This is a genomic window from Xenorhabdus sp. SGI240, assembly GCF_040081915.1.
GTDB lineage: Bacteria > Pseudomonadota > Gammaproteobacteria > Enterobacterales > Enterobacteriaceae > Xenorhabdus > Xenorhabdus bakwenae.
Genome location: NZ_JBEBMB010000024.1, coordinates 100,674 through 122,592 on the forward strand (window position 1 = coordinate 100,674; position 21,919 = coordinate 122,592).

The following is a 21,919-nucleotide window of genomic DNA, read 5'->3' on the forward strand; positions in this document are numbered from 1 at the left end:
CCTGATACAGAGTGATATACTTATCATTAAGGCTAAACCTTCCTGCAAGGGGAAGGTCAAGGGGAAATAATGAATATCAGTGAAATTGCCCGTAAGACCGGTTTAACCCGCAAAGCGATTCGGTTTTATGAAGAAAAAGATCTCATTACTGCACCGGGGCGGGGAGATAATGGCTATCGTCATTACCAGAAAAGGCACATTGACGAACTGATGCTTTTGCGTCAAGCGAAAGAGGTCGGATTTACGCTGGAGGAGTGTCGCGAATTGCTGCGATTATTGCGCAATCCTCACCGTCACAGTGCCGATGTAAAAATGGCGACCCTGCAAAAAGTGGCGGAAATAGAAAAAACGGTGGTGGAATTGCAAAAGATAAAGGAAAAATTACTGGTATTGGTGGCTGAATGCCCGGGAAATGATGGGGCGGATTGTCCCATCATTGAGCATTTATCTGGCTGCTGTCAGCATCACGGATGATGGGAAACCGGTTTCACTTTTAATGTGATCCCGTCAACGGCGATGACTTCAATTTCGCTATTGGCCGGAAGTTCTCGGTCACAGTGAACGCGCCAACTGCCATCGGCCAGTTTGACTCGCCCAAAACCGTTTTCGGTACCCGTGATTAAACGGGTTCGCATGCCAATCAATTGGTGGTTCTTCTGATTGAGTGCCTTATCACTGGCCTGGCGGGGGCGATGGCGTAGCCAGCTACGCCAGGCAATAGCAGAAAGCAAGGTTAAGACAGCAAACAGAGTACCTTGCCATTCCCAGTCCATATTAGGGAAAATCCATGTGATCAGGGCAACAACCACGGCTGCGGTTCCTGTCCACAACAGATATCCCCCCGTTCCCAGTAATTCCGCAATCAGAAGCAGGCCACCAAAACAGAGCCAGAACCAGGCTGGTTGAGCGGCGATCTGTTCAATCATAACAATTATCCTGTATGGCTATTTATCCTGTTTGCTCTTCTTGCTTTCGGAAATTAATTCGGCAATACCACCAATGGCGCCCATTAAATTGCTGGCTTCCAGTGGCATCATAATCACTTTGCTGTTATTTGAGGCACCAATGTTGGTGAGGGCATCGGTATATTTTTGGGCAACAAAGTAGTTAATTGCCTGCATATCACCATTAGCAATAGCGTCAGAAACCATTTTGGTTGCACGCGCTTCTGCTTCGGCGGCTCGTTCACGAGCTTCCGCTTGCAGGAAGGCTGACTGGCGTTCACCCTCTGCTTTCAGGATTTGCGACTGTTTTTCCCCTTCCGCTTTCAAAATGGCGGCCTGACGAATACCTTCCGCCTCAAGAATATCTGCACGTTTGGTACGTTCTGCTTTCATTTGGGCGTTCATCGCGGAGATCAACTCCTTAGGTGGACGCACATCGCGGATCTCAATCCGCGTGATTTTGACACCCCACGGGTTAGTCGCTTCATCGACGATTGCCAGCAATCGGCTGTTGATGGAATCGCGTTGGGACAGCATTTCATCCAGTTCCATTGAACCCAGCACGGTACGGAAGTTCGTCATGGTCAGGTTGATGATGGACAGTTCCAGATTGCTGACTTCATAGGCAGCACGTACAGGATCGACGACCTGAATAAAGCAGACGGCATCAATAGTGACATTGGCATTATCACGAGAAATAACTTCCTGCGATGGGATATCCAGAACCTGTTCCATCATATTGATTCTACGGCCGATACGATCAACAAATGGCATGATAATGTGCAGGCCTGGTGTTAATGTACGGGTATAACGTCCAAAGCGCTCAACAGTCCACTGATAGCCTTGTGGAACGGTTTTGACACAGGTAAAGACGATAGCAACCGCAATAACGATTAAAATCGGTACAGCACCAAAAGAGAGTAGATCCATAACAATTCCCTTACTTAGCTAATTATGGAATATATAAATTTTCTTTACTTAATGGAGTAAAGAGTATACATGACGACGATATTTAGATGCCAGAGTATCTCCGGTGCTCAGTGCAGAAAGAATATCCATCATCGTCTTTTTCACTGCACCCTCGGCAGCAGAAAGATCCTTTTTCAGAAAACTAAGTAGTAATTCCAGAGCCTCTTCATTACGGCCAACGTCGTGTAATTTGGCCGCCAGTTGTACGGCTAATTCTGCATTCTCTGATTGCATTGCCAACGCTTGTTGTAGTTGTCGAATCTCAGGGGAATCAGCCGCCTCTTGTTGGGACTTAAGGTACTCAAGTAACTCATTATAGTGTTCATCTTGGGCTTCTGATGGCACGGTATCCAGTATTTTTTGGGCCTCTTCAAGATGATTGAGTGAAAGGTTCACTTGGGCTAGCAATAAGGTAATCTCTGTATCTTGCGGATTTTCCTGATGGATTTCTTTGAGTAAAAGCAGTGCCTCCTGCTCTTTACCTTCTGCAAGTAGTTCGTCAACTTGCTCTAATGGTGATTTTGCCATTTGAGGGAGGAAAGTGGCAAAAATCTTTCTGATGGCTTCATCTGTCTGAATACCTTCAAAACCCTGAACAGGGCGAGCTTCTTTTACGAACAGTACGGTAGGTAAGCTACGCACACCAAATTGTGCAGCGATATGGAAAAGTTGGTCGCAATTAACTTTAGCCAGGGCAAATTGCCCGGCATATTCATGGGCTATTTTATCAAGCGTGGTTTCTAATTCATGGCAATGTAGGTCCTGTGGAGACCAGAAGTAGAATACGACAAGCTGGGTGAGAGAGTGCTGAACAACCTGGGTAATATTCGATTCATCAATATTAATGATATGGGCAGTATTATTGTTTGTATTCACGGTTGGTTCCATGGGATTTTTCTCTGAGTCGTTGTAAGGTGATTACATGAATAAATAAGACTTGTTTGTCTGTTTTTCAATGTCTATTTACTTTGCCAGCGCAAGATTCTATCGAGCCATCGCTCAGGGAGTAGACGGCGCATCATTTTTACTGCATGAGTCAATAACGTAACCGAATAGCGTAATTTCGGGTTGGCGCTTTCCAGCGCATGAATCAGTTTAGAGACGACATCCTCAGGCATCAACGTAAAACGACGAGCAAGGCCTGGATTCTCAACCGGATGACCCTGCTGTGTTTGGTTGATATTGTGCGTAAAACGGGTATGAATTGGGCCAGGTTCTATCAGGCTGACTTTAATGTCGGTTTCAGCCAATTCGCCCCGTAAGGCATCCGACCAGGCTTCAAGAGCATATTTACTGGCAGCATATGCGCCACGGCCTGGTGTCGAAATCAATCCCATTACAGAACTGGTCTGAACAATCCGTCCTGCGCCGTAAGCGCGTATAGCGGGCAATAACAGGCACGTCAGTTGGTGGGCGCCAAAGAAATTGGTGGAAAACTGTTTTTCCATCTGTTCGCGGGAGATACTTTCCAATGGACCGTAAACACCAAATCCCCCGTTATTGAATAGCCCGAACAGACGACCGTTGGTTAATTCGATTACTTTCCTGGCGGCGCACTCTACGCTTTCTTTATCATCTAAATCCAATTCGATGGGTTCGAACCCCAATTCACGCATATGGGCCAAATCAGAGGGTTTGCGGCAAGCTGCGAGTACGCGGTAACCACGTTGGTGGAGGGTTTTGGCCGCGATTAACCCAATCCCGCTAGAACACCCAGTAATAAAAATGGCTTTTTGCATAACTTTACTTGTTTACCTGCATCAATTTATGGAAATAAATGATTTACTATTAAGAAATATTTTTTACTTAAGGAGAGTTGATGTATGTCGATAATGTGTTGGACATCCAATCAGCAATAAAGGGTTGTGCCGCTTGATTGGGATGTAGCCCGTCATCTTGCATCCATTCTGGTTTGATAGCAACGTGTTCCATGAAAAATGGCAGCAGAGGAATTTGGTTGCGTTCAGCCAGTGTGGGATAAATTTTGGCAAAGGATTCGGTATATCGCTTTCCATAATTAGGTGAAATTCGGACTTGCATTAATAACGGTTGTGCGCCGGTTTGTTTGATCAAATGAATGCTCTGTTGCAAATCCTGTTCTATGTTTTGAATGGGAAAACCACGCAGTCCATCATTAGCACCAAGCGCTATCAAAACCCATTTTGGATTGTGCTGTTTTAATAACTCAGGCAAACGCTCAAGCCCTTGCGCGACAGTATTGCCACTAATACTGCCGTTAATAATGACGGTTTTTTTGCCGGCTTGTTGCCACTGTTTTGCCATCAGTGCAGGCCATGATTGCTCAACGGGTAAACGATATCCCGCACTGAGGCTATCACCTAATATAAGCAGGGTATCTGCCGCCGCTGCTCTGGCACTGCATAGCACCAACAATAAAAGGAAAAATACATGGCTGTAGAAAGTATTCTTGAAGTTCATCATCTCACTAAACATGTCGGTCAAGGGGAACAGGTAATTAATATATTGCAAGGTATTGAGTTGGTTGTCGAGCCAGCACAGACAATTGCATTAATTGGTGAGTCAGGATCAGGTAAATCAACACTTCTGGGTATTATTGCCGGATTGGATGATGGTAGCGGGGGAGAAGTTCATCTATTGGGGCAAAATATTAGTCGCATGAATGAAGAGCAGCGCGCACAGTTAAGGGCAGAAAATGTAGGCTTTGTTTTTCAGTCATTTATGTTGATCCCCACCCTGAATGCACTGGAGAATGTCCAGCTTCCGGCACTATTGCGTGGTGAATCGGAAACCCAAAGTCGTGAACAAGCCATTGAACTACTCGAACAGTTAGGGTTAGGAAAACGCCTGAAACACATGCCAGCCCAACTTTCGGGGGGAGAACAACAGCGGGTGGCGTTGGCACGGGCATTCTGTACTCGTCCCAAAATCCTGTTTGCCGATGAACCAACAGGTAACCTTGATCGCCAGACAGGAGAGCGCATCGTCGATTTGCTGTTTTCCCTTAATCATGATTACGCCACTACTTTGATATTAGTGACGCACGACAGCCAACTTGCAACGCGTTGCCAGCGTCGTTTACGTCTGGTAGATGGAAAATTACGGGAGGAAGCATGATCTGGCGTTGGTTTTGGCGTGAATGGCGCACACCTTCTCTCCTGATTGTCTGGTTATCTCTGACGTTGGCAGTGGCTTGTGTACTGGCATTAGGGCGTATTAGTGATCGTATTGATCAAAGTGTGCATTATCAAAGCCGTGATTTTCTGGCGGGTGATCTTGTCTTAAGGGCTTCGTATCCCGTTGATGAAACCTGGTTGCAAAAGGCACAAGAACAGGGATTGACATTAAGTCGCCAAATCTCATTTTCGACCATGACATATGCGGGAGATATTCCGCAACTGGCTCAGGTGAAAGCCGCAGATGAGCGTTATCCTCTGTATGGCGAACTGGAAACCCATCCGCATGGGTTAAAGCCAGAAAAAGGTTCAGTGCTGGTAGTCCCACGATTGTTGGCACTATTGGGCGTTAAAGTCGGGGATAATATTGATGTGGGAGATACCACATTGAAGATTAGCGGCGAATTGCTGCAAGAACCTGACAGCGGTTTCAATCCCTTCCAGATTTCTCCCCGAATTTTAATCAATATCGATGATGCTCAGTTAACAGGGGCGATTCAACCCGGGAGCCGCCTGACTTACCGTTATATGTTTGCGGGTTCTCCTGCCGCCATCCAATCATTCCAGCAATTCGTTGAACCACAACTAAAAGCCGATCAACGCTGGCTGACCTTGCAACAAGATAATGGTGTTATGGCACAATCCATTGAGCGTGCCCAGCAATTTTTATTGCTGTCAGCGTTGTTGACATTACTCCTTGCTGTTGCTGCGATGGCCGTTTCTATGGCGCATTACTGCCGTAGCCGGCATAACCTGATAGCCATCCTGAAAACATTAGGGGCAGGGCGTTGGGCGTTGCGCCAATGGATCATTGGACAATGGTTAGTGATATTACTGGCCGCCATCGTGGTAGGCTCCATTTTAGGTTTGGCTTTTGAGTCTGCATTGATTCGAATTTTGGCAGGAATGTTACCTAAGATGTTACCGGCTGCGGGAATGTGGCCGTGGGTATGGGCGATAGCCGCCCTGTTTGGCATGGCCGTGTTGGTGGGTGTCCGTCCTTATCGTCAACTTATGGCTACTCAGCCTTCACGGGTATTGAGAAGTGACGTAACGGCATCCATCTGGCCATTACGTTATTATTTGCCTGCGGTGGTATTCATCATAACGGGAGGATTGGTATTACTGGCAGGCACCCAGCCGTTGTTATGGTCGCTGTTAGCGGGAGTACCGATTGTCGCGTTGTCTTTGGCGTTATTGGGGTGGGGGGGATTATGGCTACTGCGCCGTGTGACGTTCCGTCAGTTAAGCCTGCGTCTGGCGGTTAATCGGTTACTGTGTCGGCCATTTCAGACCATGACCCAATTGGCGGCATTTTCTCTGTCATTCATGTTGTTGGCTTTGCTGATTATGGCAAGGGGAGATTTATTGAACCAATGGCAACAGCAATTACCGCCGGATAGCCCTAATTATTTCCTGCTTAACATGACCCAACCACAAACGGCTCAGGTTAATGACTTATTGGCTAAATATCAGGTGAAACCGACCGATTTTTATCCCGTGGTATTGGCACGTTTGACGGAAGTGAACGGACAATCTGCGCTGGCATGGGCGGATAAAAAACAGCCTAATAGTACTACCGTGCGGCGCGAACTGAACTTAACATGGAAAGCAGAACTGCCGCCGTTTAATACCCTGATTGCGGGAACATGGCCGCCAAAACCGAACGAAGTTTCTATGGAGCAAAGTGTTGCTGAACGGTTGCAAATTAACCTGGGAGATAGGCTCACATTCACCGGAGATACCCGAACGTTTCATGCCACAGTAAGCAGTATTCGCAAGGTGGATTGGGAGAGCATAAACCCGAACTTCATTTTTATTTTCGCCAAAGAGACGTTGGAAAATCAGCCCGGAATGTGGTTAACCAGCTTTCATTATGAAGGAGAGGGAAAGCTGTTAACGGAAATTAACCGCCATTTCCCAACCATCAGCGTGTTGGATATTGGTTCGATACTCAAACAAGCACAAGGCATTTTGCAGCAAGTTAGCAAGGCATTAGAAGTTATGGTTGTTTTGGTGATGATCTGTGGCGGATTGCTGTTATTGGCACAAATTCAGGTTGGTATGAACCAGCGACAACTTGAATTGGTGGTATACCGCACATTAGGGGCGAGCAAAAAACTTTTGCGTCATACATTATGGAGTGAATTTGCTCTGCTAGGTTTTATGGCCGGTTTAGCGGCAGCATTGGGTGCAGAAATTGCACTTTGGTTGTTACAGACTCAGGTCTTTGATTTCCCGTGGCAGCCACAATGGCAGATGTGGTTTCTGCTTCCCATCATCAGTAGCTTACTGCTTTCACTATGCGGTGGCTGGTTGGGGGTTAGGCTATTAAGGAAGCAAGGGCAATATCGGCGCTTGCCTGAATAATCCCCACATCTTTGATAAACCTCGTTTGAACCAACGAGGTTTATCAGCAATCTGACCGGATATTATCAGGCAAATTCTTCTCTTAATTTCCTTGTTTGTACGTTATTTCAGTTCATTTTTACCTTATTCAGTAAATTTGGTGCCTTCAACCGTGTATTTTCTCATTTTATGAGCAGGTGGTTTCATCATTAATGTTACGACAAGAACAACAAATACGGGAATGGCAATAATCAGGAATGCAGAGGTAAAACTGCCTGAATAATCTTTGATGGCACCGGCAAAAAAAGGTGCCAGACAAGCCAGGGTGGATATCAGGTTCATGATAGAAAACAGTTCCAGATAAGGCTTGCGACCAAAATAGTTAGCCAGCAATACACTGGAAGCAAGGAAGGTCATGCCATATCCCATCCCGACACACACGGTGAACGCAACCAAAAACGGCCATGATGAGGCGATACTCAGTGCAATCAAGCCAAATATAATAACGGACAGGCTGATAATCAGTAATTTTTTCGGCTCTACCCATTCCCCAACGGCACCGCCGGCTAATCGGGAAAATGCATTGATAAAAGCCATTGTGCTCAGTAACCCGGCGGCAATAGCTTCGCTGAAACCATTTTCGATAATATGGGCAACTGCAAAACTGTTGACGGTAATGCCACACCATAAAAATGCGGTGTAAGTTGCCGCAATCACATAGAATTGCCATGTCCGTAGGGCTTGGTGTGCAGTCCAACGTTGTTTAGTGCGATAAATGCTGGAAGTTTCCTGATTGTTATGTTTCTGGTTTACGGCCTTGGCGTGAGCGATTTCCCGTTTACCTTCCTGAAGAATAATAATCGTCAGAATGACGAAAATGGAGAGGATAATAGCGGAAATCATCCAATGCATCCGCCATGTTCCCCAAATACGGGTCGCCATAAAGTAGATCCACGGGCCTATGACCCCACCCAGTCCACCTATTGTGAAGTAGAAACCAAAAGCAAGGGATTGTTTCTCATATAGCCGTGAAATCACATAAGTGCCCGGCACGGTTGCCAGAAAAGTAAAACCGATCCCCATTAAAGCCGTACCGATAAAATAGGATGAAATAGCGTATGTATGATAAAGGTTGTAGAAACCCGCCAGAAAAATCAGCAGGCCGATAAACAGGGTAAAACGAACGCCAATTTTACGAATAAATACCGTTGGCAGAAAACTGGATAACCCGCAAGTCAGGCCAAGCAGTGTGAATCCTAATCCTGCATTTGTCCAACTCCAGCCCAGTTCATAAATCATACTCGGCAGGACAACACCCAATGACGTAAAGGTTGTTGCTGTGGATAGAAAATAGACCATGCCTAAAAGTATCAGCAAAAACCACTGATAAGTACGTCCGAATTTGTCGTGTTGAATGGACATTGTGACTCCATCAAGGATATAAACGATTAAAAGCGGCACTATTTTATGTGTTTATGAGAAAAAGCTGTATCGAATAAACACACCATAGCTAAATTGATTGGTGTGAAAACCCGACGTATCTCTGATTTTGTACTTATTTTTGACGGAATTCACGACAATCCTAGTCCACAAATGACCGGCTTGAGAGCCTAATTCTTTGCCTAAGTCATAATGCAATTCGGGTTTGAAATCGAGCATTTCAGGGTTATCACCTATGGATTTAAAGATGCAGCGAGACAGCAAGAGAACGAATCTCCGGCAGAATAGATAACGATGTGACCGAGCGTAGCCAACAAAGCTGCAACTGGAAAGCTGGCGGGATCTCTAATAGAAGAGATTAGGCCTTGTGCAAGGTAAAGAGAGCGTATTATCAAATGGATTTAGCACACTGATTATTAGCAATAAACGTTAACCAAATCGGGAAGTGGTAGCTTATTTTAATCACTACCACTTTCTTTAGTTGGCAATTGATCAACTGAATTTATCTTGTGCCCATTTAAGGCTGCTTTGGTATTCTGTTGGCAATAGGGAGGCTAATGTTTGCAACGTTGTTTTCAATGTTCCCTTATCAGCATGGGTCACATTTAAGTGGCCTACTTTACGTGCAGGACGAACTTCTTTTTCATACCAATGTAAACGAACCAGCGGCAAACTCAGCCATGCGGGATTCACCTCTGTGCCGATCAGATTGATCATGACGGATGGTGCAAAGATTTCAGGCTGTGGTATAGGAAGATTCAAGATCGCCCGCAGGTGAAGTTCAAACTGGCTGATAGAAGCGCCGTTTTGTGTCCAGTGACCGCTATTGTGAACGCGTGGAGCCAATTCATTGATCAGCAAATTATCGCCAACAATAAAACACTCCATCGCCATAACACCAACATAGTTCAGGTGATTCATGATGGTAGATAGCATCTGCTCTGCTTGCTGTTGAAATGGCTTATCGGCGCTATTATCAGGTAAAGCAACACTGGTACGCAAAATACCTTCCTGATGCAAATTGTGAGTCAAGGTATAGAATACTGATTCACCTTTGGCATTACGGGCTCCCACCAGCGAAACTTCCCCCGAAAACGGAATACCCTGTTCCACAATACATTCACCGTAAATTTCAGGTGGAAGCGTTGTTTCATCACCCGGCCGGATACGCCATTGGCCGCGTCCGTCATAGCCCCCAGTCCGTCGCTTGACAATGATAAAATCCCCTAACTCCGCAAAGAATTGTGACCATTGTTCGGGAGAGGAAAGCCGTTGCCACGGCGCGGTTGATAAACCCAACGTATCCATGAGCTGTTTTTGTGGCAAACGATCCGCCAGTTGCGGAAAAATCTCACGATTGATAAACGCCTGATGATGAGCCAGCTCGCGGGTTAAGGCAGTTTCGGGCCAACGCTCAATTTCTGCGGTGATCACGCTGCTTTGGTAAGGCACTGCCTCCGGTTCGGCATCCAACCCAACAGGATAAACAGCGATCCCCAACGGTTCACCGGCCTGACGTAGCATTCTGCCTAACTGACCATTTCCCAATACACAAACAGGCTTCATGCATCCTCCCGTGGATCTGGGTTATCCAGAACAGCCTGAGTTTGTTCACTGCGCCAATCTGATAAACGTTGAAACAGCGCATTGTCATGCAACGCCAGCACCTGAGCCGCCAACAATGCGGCATTTGCGGCTCCTGCCTTACCGATAGCCAGTGTACCAACCGGAATGCCCTTTGGCATTTGGACGATAGAATACAGGCTATCAATACCGTTAAGCGCCGCGCTTTGTACCGGTACCCCAAGCACAGGCACTAAGGTTTTAGCTGCCAACATCCCCGGTAAATGTGCTGCTCCACCAGCACCCGCGATAATCACATCAAAACCATTTTCTTTCGCTTGTTCTGCGAAACGAAAAAGCTTATCTGGCGTTCGGTGTGCCGAAACAATTTCAACACGAAAAGGAATAGCCAGTTCGGTCAGGATATCGGCTGCATGTTGCATGGTTGCCCAGTCGCTTTTAGAACCCATGACAATGGCGATTTTGGCGTGGTTTTGGGGTTCTATTTCTGTTGGAGAAGTCATTGTTGGGGTAATAGCTATTGTGGGATCAGAGCTGGACGTCATAAATCAGATGCTCCTGTATTGGGTGTCTACCAGAACAAAGATGAAATTTCAGACGGCGGATCATATCATGCTAATAGCATGAGGAAAACGTTTGCGTCGTTTGATTTATCGATTTTTACAAAATAAGCAAGGCGCTTAGAAGGCGAAGGATATTAACTCAATAGCCGTTTCTGTAACTTTGAACATCGAACCTTGCTCATGCCATGCTCCTAATACACCGCGATGCATGGTCTTATCGCCAATCTGAATATCGTGTATTGCTGGTCGGTGAGTATGACCGTGAATGATCCAATCTGTTTGATATTTTTTAAAATGTTCGGTAACAGCCTCTTGATTGACATCCATAATAGATGAAGATTTTTGGCTGTTGGCATATTGGCTACCTGCTCGCATTTTGGCGGCAATTTTCAAACGGATAAATAAAGGAAGAAGCAGGAATAGCCGTTGTATCCACGGAGTATGTACTCGCTTACGATACTGCTGATAGTTGATATCATCGGTGCATAGCGTATCGCCATGCAAAATCAGAATACGTTTACCGTGCAACTCCAGTACTTTTTCCTGTGGAAGCAGAATCAAGCCGCTCTCTCTGGCAAAACGGGAGCCGAGCAAGAAATCACGATTGCCATGAATGAAATAACAGGGAATACCTTGTTGTTTCAGTTCATTAAGGGCCTGGGCGATTTTAGTATGCAATGGGTTGGGATCATCATCACCAATCCAGTAATCAAAAAAATCACCGAGAATATAAAGACTTTCAGCGTGGATTGCATCTTCACGTAAAAAACGCAGAAAACCGGCAGTAATTGCCGGTTCTTGTTCACTGAGATGCAAGTCTGCAATAAACAGTGTACTCATGTAGCGATGATTCTCTAACGGTAATTATTCGCTGACAGTGACACGTTCAATGATCACATCTTCATGTGGTACATCTTGGTGCATACCGCTGCGGCCAGTAGAAACACCTTTGATCTTATCAACTACATCCATGCCTTCAACCACTTCGGCAAATACGCAATAACCCCATCCATCCGGGCGCTCTGAACGGAAGTTCAGGAAATCGTTATCGACAACGTTAATGAAGAACTGGGCAGTTGCAGAGTGTGGATCATTGGTGCGTGCCATAGCGAGGGTGCCACGGCTGTTTTTCAGGCCATTGTTGGCTTCGTTCTTGACAGGCGCTTTAGCTGTTTTCTGCGTCATGCCAGGTTCAAAGCCACCACCTTGAATCATGAAGCCATTGATAACACGGTGAAAAATAGTGTTATCATAAAAACCTTCCGAGCAATAACTCAAGAAGTTTTCAACGGTTACAGGTGCTTTATCAGCGAATGTTTTGATTACGATATCGCCAAAATTGGTGTGGAAAGTCACCATAATAAAAATCCTAGTAATAGTTTTGATTGACCCTATATAGGGGGTTTTGAACAACCGCTGTTATATCATATCTCAGATTTTGAGTCAGTACTCAGGGAAAGTATCAGAACAAGACGGTTTATGACGCTTGCAAAGCATTGCATATCAAGGTGAAATGTCTGATCTGGCTTCTCTCTATTCTCATTTATTTATCTTGCTGATAAAGAAGCCTATAATCAGTCAATTTATTTGATTTTATTACACGTACATAATTTTTACGGAAACCCACTGATGCTAAAAATTTTCAATACTCTCAGCCGTCAAAAAGAAGAATTTAGGCCGATTCACGAAGGGAAAGTGGGCATGTACGTGTGTGGCATCACCATTTATGACTTGTGTCATATTGGTCATGGCCGAACATTTGTGGCATTTGATGTGATTTCTCGTTACCTGCGTTATCTGGGATATGATCTGACCTATGTCCGTAACGTCACTGACGTGGATGATAAAATTATTAAACGCGCCATCGAAAACAATGAAAGTTGTGACGATTTGACCGCACGTATGTTGGCAGAAATGCACAGCGATTTTGATGCATTGAATATCCTGCGCCCGGATTTAGAACCTCGTGCAACGCAACATATCCCAGAGATCATTGCAATCACGGAAGCGCTGATTAAACGTGAGCACGCTTATGTTGCCGCTAATGGTGACGTTATGTTCTCCATCGACACCAACCCTAATTATGGCCTGCTTTCCCGCCAGGATTTGGAACAATTGCAGGCTGGCGCCCGTGTTGAAGTGGCAGATGTAAAACGTAACCCAATGGATTTTGTATTATGGAAAATGTCCAAACCGGGTGAGCCGAGTTGGGAATCTCCGTGGGGGGCTGGCCGTCCAGGCTGGCATATTGAATGTTCCGCCATGAACGGCAAGACACTGGGTCATCACTTTGATATCCACGGTGGCGGTTCTGATTTGATGTTCCCGCACCATGAAAATGAAATTGCCCAATCAACTTGTGCCCATGATGGTCCTTACGTCAATTATTGGATGCATTCAGGCATGGTCATGGTGGATAAAGAGAAGATGTCCAAATCGTTGAATAACTTCTTTACCATCCGTGATGTATTGGCCTATTACGATGCTGAAACCGTACGTTATTTCTTATTATCCGGTCATTATCGCAGCCAGTTGAATTATACGGAAGAGAACCTGAAACAGGCGCGCACTTCCCTTGAACGTTTGTATACTTCCCTGCGTGGTACAGATAAATCCGTTCAACCTGCGGGTGGAGAAACATTTGAAGTCCGTTTCGTTGAAGCAATGGACGATGATTTCAATACACCAGAAGCGTATTCAGCCTTGTTTGATATGGCGCGTGAGCTTAATCGTCTGAAGGCAGAAGACATGGTTGCGGCTAATGGTCTGGCGGCAAGGTTACGTAAATTGGCCGGGATTCTTGGTCTTTTGGAACAAGATCCAGAACACTTTTTGCAAGGCGGAACACAGGCGGACGACGATGTTGCCCGCATCGAAGCACTCATCAAACAGCGTAACGATGCCCGTAAAAATAAAGAGTGGGCATTGGCGGATGCGGCGCGCAACCAGTTAAATGAAATGGGAATTGAGCTGGAAGATGGCCCGCAAGGAACAACATGGCGTCGTAAATAATCGATTTTGCTTTATCGAACACCAGAACCGCCCTTAAATGGGCGGTTCAGTCTTTCATGTCTTTGCGCTTTGATAGCGAGATTTTTTTAGTTGTAGTACTTAGTGGTATAAATGAGCGGAATAAAAACCGACAGATTTATTGATGACTACTTAAGTGCTCAGGATAGAAAGCATTTCCAGCGTGATACGTGATTTTTCCAGAAACCGCATCCCGTTTCATGGCAACGAAAGAAGAATGACTCAGAGGCTCTGGTATTTGATGGGTGTCATCACGGGAAGCAGGATGAAGAAGAGAAATTTTTACTCTACGTTTAGAATTACTTAATTTATAAGGCAAACCTAACAACCTTCTTGCAGCTCTATTACTTAACATAATTAACTCCGTTTCAGTTGTACATAAGCTTCTCAGTATAGCGACTTATTAGAAGATTGATATGATTGTTTGTCAATATATCGTCAGCGTCACATATTTTGCGAATAAAAACAGATAAATCTGTAATCAGCAAAAACAATATCCACCAATAATATTGGTGTTATGATTGACATCATATTATTTAATATTTATATATCACCTTATACTGGTTTATATAAAATAATTAATTTCTATTTATACTCGATAAACTTCAAGTTGCAATCCGCAAGACGACGCGAGGCCTTATATTTCCCCGCTGTGCGGGGAAATATAACACGCATCTTGAAGTCGGATTGGTATATAAAATAAAAAGACAATACCTTAATACAAAAGGTACTGTCTTTCTGAAAAGTATTAGTGATAATGTTTACTTATTGAATTACTCTTCAACGCGAACAGATTCGCCATTAAAGGCAACAACTTTACCAGCAGTAATTTTGCAGCGTTTGCGAGTTTCGAGTTGGCTATCAACCTGTACCAAACCTTCTGCAATCACGGCTTTTGCCGCAGCACCACTTTCACACCATCCTTGAAATTTCAGCAAATCACATAACTCGACATAAGGGTGGTCATCTAAATAAAAAATTTTCATCAATAACCTTCAGTTGTATCTATATCATGGTATTCCTCGCAAGCTTGCAAGGTATTTTGAATCAATGTTGCAACGGTCATCGGTCCGACACCGCCGGGGACAGGGGAGATCCAACTTGCGCGTTCAGACGCCTTATTGAAATCCACATCACCAATGACTTTGCCATTTTCCAGCCGATTGATACCAACATCAATCACAATTGCGCCTGGCTTAATCCATTCACCAGGAATAAAGTTGGGCTTACCAACAGCAACAACCAGTAAATCTGCCTGCTCAACATGCTCACGTAAGTTTTTGGTAAAGCGATGCGTTACTGTCGTTGTACAGCCAGCCAACAGCAATTCAAGGCTCATTGGGCGTCCAACGATATTAGAAGCGCCGATAATAACGGCATTTAGCCCATAGGTATTGATATTGCAGCGTTCAAGCAAGGTTACAATTCCGCGGGGAGTACAAGGGCGCAGTTTCGGAGCGCGCTGACATAGACGACCGATATTATAAGGGTGGAAACCATCCACATCCTTATCGGGATGAATGCGTTCCAGTACTTTGACATTATCAATGCCGGCAGGTAAGGGGAGTTGAACCAAAATACCATCGATTTGCGCATCGGCGTTCAGATCATCTATCAGGGAGAGCAATTCAGCTTCGCTGGTAGTATCAGGTAGGTCATAAGAGCGGGACATAAACCCGACTTCTTCACAGGCGCGGCGTTTACTGGTGACATAAATTTGAGAAGCAGGATTTTCTCCCACTAAAACGACGGCAAGACCTGGTGCTCGTTTTCCGGCGGCAACACGCTGCCTAACTTTTTCTGTAACTTCGCTTCTGATTGTCTGCGCAATCGTTTTCCCATCAATAATTTTTGCTGACATGTATTTAAGATTCCATTATCAAGTATAGGAATGGGGGCTATTTTGTCAGAACATGAACCGCCTGTCAGTTTTATTAATAATCATAAAATGAACATATGAGCGAAAAGGGCATTGACTCATTCCATTATGCCCGTATAATCCGGTGCTGCGTTAAGGCATTAATAATGTTTCTTATTCTATATACCATAATGCGCCCTTAGCTCAGCTGGATAGAGCAACGGCCTTCTAAGCCGTAGGTCACAGGTTCGAATCCTGTAGGGCGTACCATCCATTAATATCGCAACGTCTTCCAAAGTCCACAAAATCCCAGTAAATACGCAGTATTAGCCTTTTCCTGTTCTCCTGTAGTCTAGTAAGGTATGTTGAAATCTACAGATCTCTGGGGGCATTGTTAGGTTCAATCAAAATGGATGCCCCCACATGAAGTTGACAGCCAGACAGATAGACACTGCAAAGCCCAAAGAAAAAACGTACAAACTCTCCGATGGTGGGGGCATGTACTTAGAAATTTTTCCGAATGGTTCCAAATGTTGGCGGTTAAAATATCGCTTTGCAGGCAAAGAGAAGAGATTAGCATTTGGCACTTATCCCACCGTAACGTTAGCAGAAGCCAGAAACAAAAGAGAAGATGCTAAAAAAATATTGGTAAATGGCGATGATCCGGGGCAAGTTAAAAAGCAGGAAAAAAGAGAAAAGGCTCTCATCGTAAATAACAGCTTCGACAAAATCGCCCTTGAGTGGCACGCTTATAAGGCTCCCAACTGGTCAAAGGGGTACGCAGAAGACCTTTTAGAAGGCTTCACAAAAGATATTTTCCCTTACATCGGCAAGCAAGCCATCACCGATATTAAGCCCTTAGACATGCTCACTGTTTTGCGCAAAATGGAACAGCGCGGCGTTCTCGATAAGTTGAAAAAGATCAGACAGGCATGTAACCAAGTTTTCAGATATGCAATTGTCACGGGAAGAGCAGAATATAATCCTGCTGCTGAACTGGCTGGAGCATTAGCAACACCTAAAGCCAAACATTTCCCGCATTTGAAGGTTGATGAATTACCCGCGTTCCTACAGGCACTTTCCCTCTATAGCGGAAGTAAGATTACTCAAATTGCTACCAAATTACTTTTACTGACCGGATTAAGAACAATAGAACTGCGAGCCTCTACTTGGGCAGAAATTGATTTCGATAAAGCAATTTGGGAAATCCCACAAGAACGCATGAAAATGCGTCGGCCTCATATTGTCCCGCTTTCTGAGCAGGCTTTGGCTTTGCTGAGAGAGTTGGAGGCGATCACAGGCCGATTTAACTTTGCTTTTCATGGCAGGAATGATGCAGGTAAGCCGATGAGTGAAGCCGCTATTAATCAGGTTCTTAAACGTATTGGTTATGGTGGGAAAGCTACAGGTCATGGATTCCGCCACACTATGAGCACAATCTTACATGAACAGGGCTATAACACTGCTTGGATTGAAACATAGCTCGCTCATGTTGATAAAAACAGTATACGAGGCACTTATAATCACGCCCAATATCTGGATGGTCGTAGGGAAATGCTGCAATGGTATGCGGATTATATGGAAGCACTCGAATTCGGAGAGAATGTGATACATGGAAAATTTAAGAAACGTGCTTAACTGAATAAATACAAAATAATTATCTTTGTTGTTTAATATATGACTATTTATGATTTTTTTTAATCATAAATGGTTATTTTGTGGACTACAAAACATATTTGGTTCTTTGTATGAAACAAAGCACTATTTCAGTGTGATGATCTCACATTATAAATTCTGTTTAATTATCCCTGTTCTAACAACGTCCAGAAACATCAAATATAGACAAACTAACGGGGAAAAGATGTCAACAATTACTATACCTAAAGAAAATCTTATTCGCTTGCCAGAAGTTCAACGCAGAACTGGTTACAGCAAAGCGTGGCTTTATAAACTTATTGGGGAAAATAAATTTCCCAAACAAGTTAAAATTGGCTCTCGTTCAATTGCTTTTATTGAGTCAGAAGTTGATAGCTGGATAGCTAAGCGTATTACTGAATCTCGTGGTGAAATTTCATAAAGAAAAAAATATACTAACTGATAAGCAGAGAAAATACATTCTCTCACCATGAATAAAAAAACAGCAAATAAAAAATGATAAATAAAAACATGGCTAATAACCGTGATGGTATTTTATACATCAAAAATCAGGTATGCGATATTTTCATTAATTATATTGCGGTTGATTGGACTGAAAAAGAAAAGGATAACACTGCGAATGCTATCCTTAATTTATTCTCTTTCAAAGAAATAGCTAACTACTGGATTTATTATCGATTAATTAGTTATTGCTCAGATGATGTTTTAGCTTTGCGCTGGCGGCGTTTGATCTCAGCTTTGACAGAGGTAACGATAAACTGTGCTTTGTTTTCGCCTTCTGCAATGTATTTTTCCATTTCTTCTACAACTTCATGTGGAAATCTTGCGTTTAATTGTTGTGACTTAGCATTCTTAGAACCTGTTGCCATTGCTGAACTCCTTATATATAGGTGCGATTCAGTATACACAAAAGGAATTATAAAAAAAGAATTGAAGTGCGATTCAATTGCAAGTAAAGTGAATCGCACCTTGAGTGATTCAAGGCAGAAAAGACAACGCCCCGAAGTGCTTGGAACCACTATCGAGGCGTCTAACCACAACGTAAAGGAGACTTACGCTATGGCTGACACACAGTCTAACCAAACTCACCTAAAATTTACATTCCTAATTGCATCCGGTACTCATCGGCTGGTGGATCTTTACCCATTGCGCTTGGTTATTGTTCTGGCAAGTAGTGAAAATGAAGATCGCCTATTGGCTGGCATCTCCTCTCTGATCTTCGTATCACGTCAGGAGGCACACCATGAGCAATAAACCCATCTCACTAAAACAAGCGCTGCATCGTGCAAATCTGGGTATTTCACTTTTTACATTCATTGCCAAAAAAGCCAAAGATGAACGCTGCGAAACCAATTTAAATAACCTGATTGCATTGGCGCATGGCGTTCATCAGGAGGTTCACCACGCCCTGTTGAAACATGCTCCGCAGCCACCGATGAATAAATTATTAAATTGCATTTTATACAGGAAATCCGATCCATTAGGTCAGGCTTCATTTCGTGCGGGTTTATGTACCTCTTTATATGAGGTCATTCTTGAGCAGGCTAGCCAACACTGTTCGGAAGAATTACATGATTTGCTTTCTCTGGCCTGTGACATCAATCAGGAAGTCTACTATTCGCTTTATGCAGCAGTTAATGGCGAGGATGAGTAATCATGAGTCAAGGAAAGAATAACCAGAAAAGTCGTCCGATTGACGTAATCCGAGCGGTTAAACAATCCGCCGCCAGTCACTGGCAACTTTTATTGCCCGCCTGTGGGATTGACGTTCCGGCAAGAGGCAAGCATGGCGCTTGCCAGATATGCGGCGGCACTGACCGTTTTCACTTTATCGATGATAACCATCATGGCGACTGGCATTGTCGCCAGTGTGATGAACCGAATCACGGTGATGGGCTGGACTTGGTAGCGAGAAGCAAAGGGGTCACGGTTTTTGCAGCTGCTAAGCTGGTGGCTGAGGTGCTGGTAATGCCTTTTCCCGAACCTAAACCCGTTAAAGAGCAACCAACAACGACAAAGCCGATTGCTGAACGCATTGCGGCACTGGTTGCCAGCACGGTTACGGGTGAATCTCAATATCTGACTAAAAAGGGGCTGAAATGCCCCAATCAGCGACTATTGAAAGATGGATCGTTATTGCTGGTCACTCAGGCATTGGATGGCACAATCACGGGCGCACAGGTCATTAAGCCGAACGGTGAAAAACGTCTTGTGGCTGGCACGCAGAAAAAAGGCAGTTTTATCCCCTTATCCAAAATTACCGGAACGCTAGACACTTTCATCATTACCGAAGGTTACGCCACCGCGCTAACGGTCAGGCAGTTACATAAAGGTATGGTACTGGCAGCCATTGATGAAAGTAATTTACTGACTGTTTCTGAGCAAGTCAGGGCGCAATGGCCAGACGCGAAAATCATCATTGCTGCTGATAATGATTGGCACAAACCGGAAGAGCGGGACAAAAACGGCAGGCTAAAAAAGAATGTTGGCAAGATAGCGGCAGAGAAAGCCGCTATAGCGATTAACGGCTGGGTAACGCTACCGCCAACGGCATTGAAAGCTGATTGGGACGATTATCGCCAGCATCATGGCATTGAGGCAGCAAAGCAGGCATTCAGCCACGGGTTATATCAGGTAGGGGAGAAAAGACTAGTGGAAACAGAAGCTGTAGTGATCCAAGAAGAGAAGCCCAAAAAGGCCAGCAATAATCTGGCACAAATGGCAGCCAGTCAGCGCGGGGCGTTGTTAGTTGAACGCTATGGCAACGTGGCGGTAGATCCTGATAGTGAAATGGTTTATCACTATAACGGTACAACTTGGGAAACCGTATCAGATAACGTGCTGCGCCGCGCAATGGTTGCCATTTTTGACCAGCACGAAACCCCTTATAGCCCGAATGGGATCAATAACGCTATTTGTGCCATGAAATTACAAGTACCGGTTATCGGCGAACAGCGGCAGGATTTAATCGGCTTTCGCAATGGTGTGTATGATTTATCGACACAGCAATTTACCCCGCACCAGCCAGAACACTGGCTCATCAATCATAATGGCATTGCCTTTACGCCGCCTGAGATGGGTGAAAACTTGCCGGAACATGCCCCTGATTTTTACCGCTGGCTATCCCATGCGGCGGGGAGCAATGAGCACAAAATGAATCGCATCAAAGCGGCCTTGTTTATGATTCTGGCAAACCGTTATGACTGGCAGCTATTTATTGAAGTGACAGGTGAAGGCGGCAGCGGTAAAAGCATCTTTACCTATATAGCGACCTTATTGGCAGGCAAGCACAATACCGCCAGTGGCAATATGAGAGCGCTGGATGAAGCGAGAGGCCGTTATCAGTTTGTCGGAAAAAGCCTGATTACGTTGCCCGATCAGGTTAAATATGTTGGTGAAGGTGCTGGCATAAAAGCCATTACAGGCGGCGACTTAATCGAAGTCGATGGGAAATACGAAAAACAATTTTCTACAGTAATCAAAGCGGTTGTATTAGCCACCAATAATGAACCGATGAGCTTTACAGAACGCAATGGTGGCATTGCGCGACGGCGGGTGATATTCCCGTTTAATATCCCAGTCAAAGAGTCAGAGAAAGATCCGCACTTGCCGGAGAAAATCAGCCGGGAACTGCCTGTGATTATCCGCCACTTATTAACGGAATTTGCCGACCAGAACAAGGCTAAAAAGCTGCTACAGGCGCAACGCGATTCTAATGAAGCATTAACGGTAAAAAGTAATTCAGATCCGTTATATCGCTTTTGCGGTTATCTGGTGACTGTCAATGATGCAACAGGGATGAAGATGGGCAATAAGAACATCAGCCCACGCGCACCGAGATTGTACCTGTATCACGCTTATCTTTCTTTTATGGAAGCGCACGGCTTTGAACGCCCGCTGACACTGACCAAGTTCGGCGAGTCGCTGCCCAAAATTATGCTGGAATACCGGAAGGAGTATCGGAAAGTGCGAACCAAGAAAGGTTACTCTTATAATGTTGAGTTGTCAGAAGAAGCCGAAGAGTGGTTGCCGTCTGTACCTGAATGCAGGGACTTTAAATCCCCTCTATAAACTTTTTAGGTTTTAGTCTGCATTCCCTACACCTTTTTAAATATCTATCTGTATTTAAAAGAAAATAATAGATGTATAGTTATTTTTTAGCTATACATCAAATATACATTCTCTTCATTAGGATAAAAAAGGGGTGAACAGAGGATACAGTTAATGAATATCATATTAATTGCCACAAACCCAGATGTAGCAAGGCTTTCGGTGGATTGTGCAGAGGGTGCATAACTGAGAGGGCGAAAAAGATTTATAGGGGGGTATCTCTGGCAGGTAAATAAAAGCCAGATAAATCAAAAGACGTAA

General features: G+C 44.5%; 22 protein-coding genes, 1 tRNA gene and 1 pseudogene. 10 read left to right on the top strand and 14 right to left on the bottom strand.

Annotated elements, in window-relative coordinates; all coding sequences use genetic code 11:
* Positions 1 to 69 precede the first annotated feature (69 nt).
* A complete protein-coding gene (cueR, locus tag ABLA76_RS05945) occupies positions 70 to 474 on the top strand; it encodes a Cu(I)-responsive transcriptional regulator (protein ID WP_348987233.1) in 405 nt (134 codons plus the stop codon).
* Here the strand turns inward: cueR and ABLA76_RS05950 are convergent.
* From ABLA76_RS05950 to tesA, 5 genes are all read right to left on the bottom strand, one after another.
* Positions 465 to 926: an NfeD family protein gene (locus ABLA76_RS05950; protein ID WP_348987234.1), complete on the bottom strand. Its 462-nt coding sequence runs from the start codon at positions 924 to 926 to the stop codon at positions 465 to 467. The genes cueR and ABLA76_RS05950 overlap by 10 nt on opposite strands.
* Before the next feature lie 18 nt (positions 927 to 944).
* The gene (locus ABLA76_RS05955; RefSeq protein WP_285809866.1) at positions 945 to 1,874 is read right to left on the bottom strand and encodes an SPFH domain-containing protein; all 930 of its coding nucleotides are present in this window, start codon (positions 1,872 to 1,874) and stop codon (positions 945 to 947) included.
* Positions 1,875 to 1,922: 48 nt separating this feature from the next.
* The gene (locus ABLA76_RS05960) at positions 1,923 to 2,801 is read right to left on the bottom strand and encodes a tetratricopeptide repeat protein (RefSeq protein WP_348987235.1); all 879 of its coding nucleotides are present in this window, start codon (positions 2,799 to 2,801) and stop codon (positions 1,923 to 1,925) included.
* Between the two features lie 71 nt (positions 2,802 to 2,872).
* Positions 2,873 to 3,652, bottom strand: a complete 780-nt coding sequence (locus tag ABLA76_RS05965; RefSeq protein WP_348987236.1) for an SDR family oxidoreductase — start codon at positions 3,650 to 3,652, stop codon at positions 2,873 to 2,875.
* Positions 3,653 to 3,719: 67 nt separating this feature from the next.
* The gene (tesA, locus tag ABLA76_RS05970) at positions 3,720 to 4,352 is read right to left on the bottom strand and encodes a multifunctional acyl-CoA thioesterase I/protease I/lysophospholipase L1 (protein WP_348987259.1); all 633 of its coding nucleotides are present in this window, start codon (positions 4,350 to 4,352) and stop codon (positions 3,720 to 3,722) included.
* On the opposite strand from tesA, the gene ybbA reads away from it, so the two are divergent.
* Positions 4,323 to 5,009, top strand: a complete 687-nt coding sequence (ybbA, locus tag ABLA76_RS05975; protein ID WP_348987237.1) for a putative ABC transporter ATP-binding protein YbbA — start codon at positions 4,323 to 4,325, stop codon at positions 5,007 to 5,009. The genes tesA and ybbA overlap by 30 nt on opposite strands.
* A complete protein-coding gene (gene ybbP, locus ABLA76_RS05980) occupies positions 5,006 to 7,438 on the top strand; it encodes a putative ABC transporter permease subunit YbbP (RefSeq protein WP_348987238.1) in 2,433 nt (810 codons plus the stop codon). Before ybbA ends, ybbP begins: the two co-directional genes overlap by 4 nt.
* Before the next feature lie 123 nt (positions 7,439 to 7,561).
* Here ybbP and ABLA76_RS05985 read toward each other — a convergent pair whose 3' ends face one another.
* The 5 genes from ABLA76_RS05985 to ppiB form a co-directional block, all read right to left on the bottom strand.
* Positions 7,562 to 8,839 (bottom strand): MFS transporter, encoded by a 1,278-nt coding sequence (locus ABLA76_RS05985; protein WP_047766765.1) that lies wholly within the window; start codon positions 8,837 to 8,839, stop codon positions 7,562 to 7,564.
* A gap of 510 nt (positions 8,840 to 9,349) precedes the next feature.
* Positions 9,350 to 10,423, bottom strand: coding sequence for a 5-(carboxyamino)imidazole ribonucleotide synthase (gene purK, locus ABLA76_RS05990; protein ID WP_348987239.1), 1,074 nt, complete (start codon positions 10,421 to 10,423; stop codon positions 9,350 to 9,352).
* A complete protein-coding gene (gene purE, locus ABLA76_RS05995; RefSeq protein WP_348987260.1) occupies positions 10,420 to 10,944 on the bottom strand; it encodes a 5-(carboxyamino)imidazole ribonucleotide mutase in 525 nt (174 codons plus the stop codon). The genes purK and purE overlap by 4 nt, the downstream gene beginning before the upstream one ends.
* Positions 10,945 to 11,121: 177 nt before the next feature.
* The gene (locus tag ABLA76_RS06000) at positions 11,122 to 11,844 is read right to left on the bottom strand and encodes a UDP-2,3-diacylglucosamine diphosphatase (protein ID WP_047770617.1); all 723 of its coding nucleotides are present in this window, start codon (positions 11,842 to 11,844) and stop codon (positions 11,122 to 11,124) included.
* 24 nt (positions 11,845 to 11,868) lie between these two features.
* On the bottom strand, positions 11,869 to 12,363 hold the full coding sequence (gene ppiB, locus ABLA76_RS06005) for a peptidylprolyl isomerase B (RefSeq protein ID WP_348987240.1): 495 nt from the start codon (positions 12,361 to 12,363) through the stop codon (positions 11,869 to 11,871).
* Between the two features lie 270 nt (positions 12,364 to 12,633).
* Here ppiB and cysS point away from each other — a divergent pair, with 270 nt between their 5' ends.
* Positions 12,634 to 14,016 (top strand): cysteine--tRNA ligase, encoded by a 1,383-nt coding sequence (gene cysS, locus ABLA76_RS06010; protein ID WP_348987241.1) that lies wholly within the window; start codon positions 12,634 to 12,636, stop codon positions 14,014 to 14,016.
* A 136-nt stretch (positions 14,017 to 14,152) separates the two neighbouring features.
* On the opposite strand, the gene sra is transcribed toward cysS, so the two are convergent.
* The 3 genes from sra to folD form a co-directional block, all read right to left on the bottom strand.
* Positions 14,153 to 14,389: a stationary-phase-induced ribosome-associated protein gene (sra, locus tag ABLA76_RS06015; protein WP_072059792.1), complete on the bottom strand. Its 237-nt coding sequence runs from the start codon at positions 14,387 to 14,389 to the stop codon at positions 14,153 to 14,155.
* Between the two features lie 418 nt (positions 14,390 to 14,807).
* Positions 14,808 to 15,020 carry a ribosome-associated protein YbcJ gene (gene ybcJ / locus ABLA76_RS06020; RefSeq protein ID WP_047770620.1) on the bottom strand — a complete coding sequence of 71 codons (213 nt, stop codon included), beginning with the start codon at positions 15,018 to 15,020 and terminating at the stop codon, positions 14,808 to 14,810.
* Complete coding sequence (folD, locus tag ABLA76_RS06025; protein ID WP_348987242.1) at positions 15,020 to 15,895, bottom strand: bifunctional methylenetetrahydrofolate dehydrogenase/methenyltetrahydrofolate cyclohydrolase FolD; 876 nt, start codon at positions 15,893 to 15,895, stop codon at positions 15,020 to 15,022. The genes ybcJ and folD overlap by 1 nt, the downstream gene beginning before the upstream one ends.
* A gap of 190 nt (positions 15,896 to 16,085) precedes the next feature.
* Here folD and ABLA76_RS06030 point away from each other — a divergent pair.
* The 3 genes and pseudogenes from ABLA76_RS06030 to ABLA76_RS06040 all read left to right on the top strand — a co-directional run bounded on the left by ABLA76_RS06030 (position 16,086) and on the right by ABLA76_RS06040 (position 17,969).
* Positions 16,086 to 16,162, top strand: a tRNA-Arg gene (locus ABLA76_RS06030).
* 153 nt (positions 16,163 to 16,315) lie between these two features.
* Positions 16,316 to 17,530, top strand: a pseudogene (locus ABLA76_RS06035) (integrase arm-type DNA-binding domain-containing protein).
* Between the two features lie 223 nt (positions 17,531 to 17,753).
* Positions 17,754 to 17,969, top strand: a complete 216-nt coding sequence (locus ABLA76_RS06040; protein ID WP_348987243.1) for an AlpA family transcriptional regulator — start codon at positions 17,754 to 17,756, stop codon at positions 17,967 to 17,969.
* 265 nt (positions 17,970 to 18,234) lie between these two features.
* Here ABLA76_RS06040 and ABLA76_RS06045 read toward each other — a convergent pair whose 3' ends face one another.
* The gene (locus ABLA76_RS06045; RefSeq protein WP_348987244.1) at positions 18,235 to 18,417 is read right to left on the bottom strand and encodes a YlcI/YnfO family protein; all 183 of its coding nucleotides are present in this window, start codon (positions 18,415 to 18,417) and stop codon (positions 18,235 to 18,237) included.
* 190 nt (positions 18,418 to 18,607) lie between these two features.
* Here ABLA76_RS06045 and ABLA76_RS06050 point away from each other — a divergent pair, with 190 nt between their 5' ends.
* From ABLA76_RS06050 to ABLA76_RS06060, 3 genes are read left to right on the top strand one after another with little or no spacing between them, the layout of a single operon-like run.
* Complete coding sequence (locus tag ABLA76_RS06050; RefSeq protein ID WP_348987245.1) at positions 18,608 to 18,802, top strand: hypothetical protein; 195 nt, start codon at positions 18,608 to 18,610, stop codon at positions 18,800 to 18,802.
* Positions 18,792 to 19,202 carry a hypothetical protein gene (locus ABLA76_RS06055; protein ID WP_348987246.1) on the top strand — a complete coding sequence of 137 codons (411 nt, stop codon included), beginning with the start codon at positions 18,792 to 18,794 and terminating at the stop codon, positions 19,200 to 19,202. The genes ABLA76_RS06050 and ABLA76_RS06055 overlap by 11 nt, the downstream gene beginning before the upstream one ends.
* A gap of 2 nt (positions 19,203 to 19,204) precedes the next feature.
* Positions 19,205 to 21,619: a primase-like DNA-binding domain-containing protein gene (locus ABLA76_RS06060; RefSeq protein ID WP_348987247.1), complete on the top strand. Its 2,415-nt coding sequence runs from the start codon at positions 19,205 to 19,207 to the stop codon at positions 21,617 to 21,619.
* Positions 21,620 to 21,919: the final 300 nt, after the last annotated feature.